Annotated in this window: 6 protein-coding genes and 1 pseudogene; 2 read left to right on the top strand and 5 right to left on the bottom strand. The window is 45.7% G+C overall.

Annotated features, from left to right (window positions below; translation table 11 throughout):
• On the bottom strand, positions 1-356 hold a 356-nt coding region (locus KNP77_RS15640; RefSeq protein ID WP_214891728.1), incomplete at its 3' end, for a hypothetical protein.
• A gap of 1,392 nt (positions 357-1,748) precedes the next feature.
• Positions 1,749-2,312 (bottom strand): hypothetical protein, encoded by a 564-nt coding sequence (locus KNP77_RS15635; RefSeq protein ID WP_214877089.1) that lies wholly within the window; start codon positions 2,310-2,312, stop codon positions 1,749-1,751.
• 83 nt (positions 2,313-2,395) lie between these two features.
• Here KNP77_RS15635 and KNP77_RS15630 point away from each other — a divergent pair, with 83 nt between their 5' ends.
• Entirely contained in the window at positions 2,396-2,713 is a 318-nt protein-coding gene (locus KNP77_RS15630; RefSeq protein WP_214877087.1) for a hypothetical protein, read from the top strand.
• Between the two features lie 337 nt (positions 2,714-3,050).
• The gene (gene mobV, locus KNP77_RS15625; protein ID WP_214891726.1) at positions 3,051-4,427 is read left to right on the top strand and encodes a MobV family relaxase; all 1,377 of its coding nucleotides are present in this window, start codon (positions 3,051-3,053) and stop codon (positions 4,425-4,427) included.
• A 143-nt stretch (positions 4,428-4,570) separates the two neighbouring features.
• Here the strand turns inward: mobV and KNP77_RS15620 are convergent, their stop codons facing one another.
• From KNP77_RS15620 to KNP77_RS15610, 3 genes and pseudogenes are all read right to left on the bottom strand, one after another.
• Complete coding sequence (locus KNP77_RS15620) at positions 4,571-4,801, bottom strand: hypothetical protein (RefSeq protein ID WP_214891724.1); 231 nt, start codon at positions 4,799-4,801, stop codon at positions 4,571-4,573.
• A gap of 138 nt (positions 4,802-4,939) precedes the next feature.
• Positions 4,940-5,149: a hypothetical protein gene (locus tag KNP77_RS15615; RefSeq protein WP_214891722.1), complete on the bottom strand. Its 210-nt coding sequence runs from the start codon at positions 5,147-5,149 to the stop codon at positions 4,940-4,942.
• A 17-nt stretch (positions 5,150-5,166) separates the two neighbouring features.
• A pseudogene (locus KNP77_RS15610) lies at positions 5,167-5,372 on the bottom strand (hypothetical protein); the annotation flags it as partial.

Here is a 5,372-nt window from a genome sequence, read left to right as displayed (position 1 = left end):
GAAACTTTTTTGCGATTGATCCGTTCCGGTTTCGTCTCGATCGCGAAATAGTCGTCATCCAGCCGGGACTGCCCCGTGACCGGGTCGATCTTCAACGGATCCGTGGCGACACGCTTCGCCTTCGTCACACTGGAACGGCTCGTCTGCACGAAATCGAGCACCTTCTTGTCCGCATTCGGATGGCTGCGGTCGATGTGCCACCGTTTGGTCCGTTGGTCGAACGTCGCCCCGGCCGACTTCAGCGCCTCTCGTAGCTTCTCCTTGCCCACTGGCGCATGTTGTTTCGCCAGGTCCAAGAACTTCATACGCTCGTTCAGTTCCGTCACCTCGTAGATCGTGAGGTCCATGTTCTTCATCAGAGACCATCCTTTCTTCTTTCGTTGTTGCCAACCTTCCCTCTTACCCTCTTGTTTCTTCGCAATTGGGGCTAATCCCTTCTTGTTTCCCTTCTGGATCGCCCTGGCATCCTGTAGGATGTCTCGGGCGATCCTCTCCAGGTCGCTCTTCTCTCTGCTGAACGCACTTCGCTACGGCGTTTACGCCTTCGCTCGCTTGTCGGGGCACTTGCGGAACACGTCGCCAGACTACGCTAGGCTCGTATTCCTCGTGCCACATATGAATTTGCATCTTCTACTGCTTCCTCGCCGATCTGTTTGCTCTTTTCTCTTTTCTTTTTAGAACTTGGAAAGAAAAAGACTTGAAACCAAAGGGCGCACCGGGCATACTCCGGTAGGGAAGATAGGAAACGGCTGGATGGGCAGACTAACCCCTTTGAAAAAGGATGCGGTTAAAATCTGCCCACCACGTTCTCCGTCTAGTGCAAGACGAGGTATCCGTATGTCTAGGCGTTCCAAGACTCCGGGGTGTCTCAACCCCGACATGTGACTCGCTGCGCTGCTATCGCGCACACAAGGCGTTTCCACGCCCTACCTTGCTGCCTTTCGGCGACTCGTCACATAACCCACTATACGACGGCCAGGGCCGTCATATGTCGTGTCACAGCAATCATACAGCCGCCTACGAGGAACTCCCCCACCGTTTGTCGTGGGACTGCCTCCGGTCGTACCATATGACCCCGTCTGAACCTCTCAACGATCTTTACCATATCCCCGAAGGGACTTAGGCTATGTACAGGGCTTTCCGTCCTTCCCCTGCTAACGTCACACCACATGCTGGAACCGCCGTGGTGACCGATCTACTTTGTTGCGTCGGCTAGATGGACCTACTCGTTTTAAGAGCGAGTGCAGAACTCCGTCATTCACTTTTTGAATCTATGTAGTCCATAGTCTATAAACCAAAATAAAAAGATGAGTTTATAGACGAACGAAAAAAGACCGTTCAACTGGCGCTCTCCAGTCAAACGGTCTTTGTAGATAGGGTTCATACGCTTGTTTTTACTTAAAAAACAGGGTAGTATGTACCTATAAACGTGCCCCTCGGTGTTCGGGGGGTACACCGTTTAACCAGTGTTAGCGCACTTGGTTAAACAAAAGTCATTCCATTGATTCATATCAGTAGTTGGTAGCTTCTGATATGGGGAGGAGTGGCTTTTTTTTCGTCCATGTTTAATTGTCTTAATATTAACAAAACAATCGCCATTGTGGAAAGTCTTTATTTCCCACAAAAGCTTTTTTGTAACGTTCGCTTTTTTTATATTGAATAGGGCGGCGTTTATGCGAGAAGAAGGCTAAACTGAAGTAGCTAAAAGGTCGGTTTAAAACCGACCTTTTTGTAATGAATTAATTTGGTCAAAATGAAGTGTGTACTCCTGGTAAAACTTTGAATTTCTCTCTAGTTATGGCGTATGCTGTTCCTGAAAGATATGCAACTCCACCATTATTTCTGTTCATACCTACAGATCCACTAACGGTTTGACCTAAGATACCCATGCTGCCAATAACTGCGTCTCTTGAAAAACCAGAATGGTATCTTAACTTTACAAGACCAGAAAAATGAAACGGCCATGCTGTAGCTGGTTTAACAGACCAATAAAGAATCCTTCCAGAATCACCTGCTACGATACTTGCTCGTCCACCGGGACCAGTCACTGAAGAATACGGTGTAATACCAAGTCCATTTACTCCAAAACTAGCGTCTGATACAACACTATCGGGGTGATTAAAAATAGCATCAGAAATTTCTGGATTGTCTCCGAAATCTGTAATTGTAATTTCGTCATCCACAAAAGTGACTTCACCTTTATTTTCAGTTAAGGCTTCTAAGTTTTGTTCACTATTTTCACTTGCAAATGTTGGAACGACTATAACGAAAGTAAAAAGAAAAGCGAGAACGGGTGTAATAATTTTTTTCATAAAATCATCTCCATTTTTTCTATTTTATGTAATTGCATTGATTATGATATCACAAAAAAACGGAAGGTGAGGCGATTTATTGTATGATAGTTGATCATTATCAGAATCTATTAAAAAGGCTTTGTAAGGCTCGTGACATTTCTCCTCGAAGAGTTAAATTTGAAAACATTGAAGATATAGTAGTGATTAATATTAAAAATCAACTGAAAGAGGGCGTAGATTTAGAAAGTGTCATCATTTTAAATCTTATTAATCAAACAGTTGTACCTTTAGGTATAAAGTTTGATCAGCAATTATGTGTATATCCAAATGGAGATAGACTGGATAAAGTGTCGATCTATTTTAACAAGGACGATTATATGCTTTTAAACGAAAAACTAGAGATTGGGGAACTATTTTAAATCTATAAAGAAATATAAGGAGCATGATAAACGGAGATACAACAATCAGAAGATTGATGAAGCGGAGATTGAATATCGTGATTTTGAACTTGAAAGGTTGGTGGACGGAAACGGGCACTAACCTTTATAGGCAATTGACACATTAATTTTTTGACCTTGAAGGCGATGTTCAAGCATCGTCTTTTTCGTGCAGCGCCACGAAACGGCATTGGCTTTTAACCTCGTAGAGCCCGCCTCTTGCTTGCAAGAGTATAGCGGGCTATACTCTTCTCAAACGACAGACGAAATCCGCCCCTCGCTTTGCTTCGGTTCTCGTCGTCATCAAGGAGGAAAGACCATGGCATTCGACTTCGCTTGGAACACTCAAAAAAACCAATTGAGTGATGTAAAAGGCAAAGAAAGAGAACAAGAACGAGAAGGCAAAATCAAGAACTATATGATAGATCCGACCCGAACCCACCTCAATTATGATTTCGTGAAAAGTGAGACCGGTCTCTACCAACGGGTCAAAGAACGATCTGAATTCTTGAAATCACAAGGGAGCAAAGTACAGAAGAATTCGGTTGTCCTGTACTCGAACATCATCACGATTCCGAAAGTCGAAGCAGCCAAGATGACCGATGATGAGCACAAGGCATACTTCCAAAGTTGTTATGAGTATTTCTGTGATCGATATGGTGACGAGAACGTATTGAGCGCCAAAGTCCATCTGGACGAAACGACGCCCCATATGCACCTTCATTTCATGCCCGTGAACAAAGAGAACGGTAAATTACAGGCAAGGACTGTGATGGGACCGAAAGCGTTGCGTGAGATTCACGACCAACTACCGAAGTTTCTCCAAGAACGAGGGTTTGACGTGAAACGGGCGAGTGGCGAGAAGACGAAGATGAAACTCGACATTCATGAATTCAAGGCGCACCAAGACTTCAAGCGCCAAACGGAGCAACTTCGAGAGGAAGTCCAAGCCTTGTCCGAAAAAGCGACTAAGGGCAAAGAGTACGTGATGAAGGCCAAGGATGCCCGTGACCAGTTGGAAGAACAGGTCGGCGAATATGAGAATTTGCTCGGAAAGCAAAAAGAGCAGGTCGAAGTCGGTCAAAAACGATTGGACTCTCTCTATGCAGAACTCGAGACGACCGAAGATTTCGTCACAAAAGAAATCAAATCTTTGAAAGGGGAGGCGGATCAGTACCGTTCCCAAATCCAAGAAACAATCGATGCGTTGTCAAACCTTAGCCTGGTCGAGAGTTTCAACGAAAGCGCCAAGCGCCAAAAGTTGTCGAGCAACCTGACGATTTCCCCTTCTTCCTTCGAGAACTTGAAGAAGCAAGCCGAATTGTCAGTCCAACTTCAAAAAGCGCTGCAGGCGAGCGAACGAGAAAAGAAACAACTCGTGGACCGGAACAAGTATCTTGAGTCGCAGAACGATCGCATCCCGAATCTCCTGCAAGAGAACCGCCGACTGGCGAGAGAGATTGAGTTTTTCAAGTCCGTATTAACCAAGTTGAAAGAAGCACTGGTCAATCAAAAGATGATTGCTCAAGATAAATTGGATAAATGGATTGGGTCTTTCAAGTCGAGAGCGACCTTCGAAATGAACGGATCAGTCGAACCCGCATTCGAGAACGAGAATGAAAAAGAGGGGTTCAAATGGCATCGAGAGACATACGGGGCGAAGTACGAAGAGAAAAGTAGCGATATGGAGCGTTAAAACATCCTGAGAGACGTTCAAGTGAGAAATAAAGGCAAAGACCCATGTACAGCCGGAAATGCCTGCAAAGGCGAATTTCGGGCCGTACACGGGTCTTTTCTACGGGTACTAACTTTATAGGCAATTGACACATTAATTTCGCTTCAAGAATCGAGACTTTCTTGGAGCGAAATCGACACGATTTGACCGAGCATGAGGACGAGCCCTTTCTTGATAAGAATCTTCCCTTTCGGGTCGGGCTGGAAGTAATCGAGTCGAATCAGCAGGTCACCGATTGCCCGTTTCTCTGAAATCTCGGCTTCGAGCGTCTCCAAGTCGATGTTGGCGACCTCGTAGGTCGATCCGTTCGTCATTGAAATCCAAATTTCATCCATCATTCTCCCGCCTTTCGAGGGTCGAAAAGTTTGTGAAATCGGTCGATTTTCGTCCGTTTTTCGGACTTTGGCTTGAGAGCGTCGTCAAGTTTGCGTGGAGTTTTTATTTCACGCAAACTTGGCGTTTTTTTGCTCTTTTTAGAGATTTCTCGAGTCGGACACCTTCCGGTATAGTTCGATCACCTGGGGGTTCTCTTTCTCCCACGCTGTGTTCTTCAGCATCGGGATTTTGAACACCCCTTCCATCTCCGTCATCAATTCACCCAGACGATTTTCGCGCTGGCGGACCGACGGATCTCGCATGATCTCCTCGTATCTCGATTCGAATCCTTGAATCGTCATCAACATCTTCATCACTCCTCTTGTTATTTTTTCTTCTCGACGTAATTCCGCAGCACGCCCTCGACCAACTCGTAAAGTTTCACATCGTTCTCCAAAGCGATCTGCTTCAACTGCTTATGTAGCGCCACATCCATGTCCACCGAAACTTTTTTGCGATTGATCCGTTCCGGTTTCGTCTCGATCGCGAAATAGTCGTCATCCAGCCGGGACTGCCCCGTGACCGGGTCGA

Origin of the sequence: Exiguobacterium sp. s142 (genome assembly GCF_018618455.1) — a bacterium.
GTDB lineage: Bacteria > Bacillota > Bacilli > Exiguobacteriales > Exiguobacteriaceae > Exiguobacterium > Exiguobacterium aurantiacum_A.
This window is presented reverse-complemented; position numbering and strand designations above follow the sequence as displayed.

What these genes read in the sequence shown, in the direction of transcription:
- KNP77_RS15635 (WP_214877089.1), bottom strand. Translation starts at nt 2,312, where the DNA reads ATGAAAAAAATTATTACACCCGTTCTCGCTTTTCTTTTTACTTTCGTT.
- KNP77_RS15620 (WP_214891724.1), bottom strand. Translation starts at nt 4,801, where the DNA reads ATGGATGAAATTTGGATTTCAATGACGAACGGATCGACCTACGAGGTC.
- KNP77_RS15630 (WP_214877087.1), top strand. Translation starts at nt 2,396, where the DNA reads ATGATAGTTGATCATTATCAGAATCTATTAAAAAGGCTTTGTAAGGCT.
- KNP77_RS15615 (WP_214891722.1), bottom strand. Translation starts at nt 5,149, where the DNA reads ATGTTGATGACGATTCAAGGATTCGAATCGAGATACGAGGAGATCATG.
- mobV (WP_214891726.1), top strand. Translation starts at nt 3,051, where the DNA reads ATGGCATTCGACTTCGCTTGGAACACTCAAAAAAACCAATTGAGTGAT.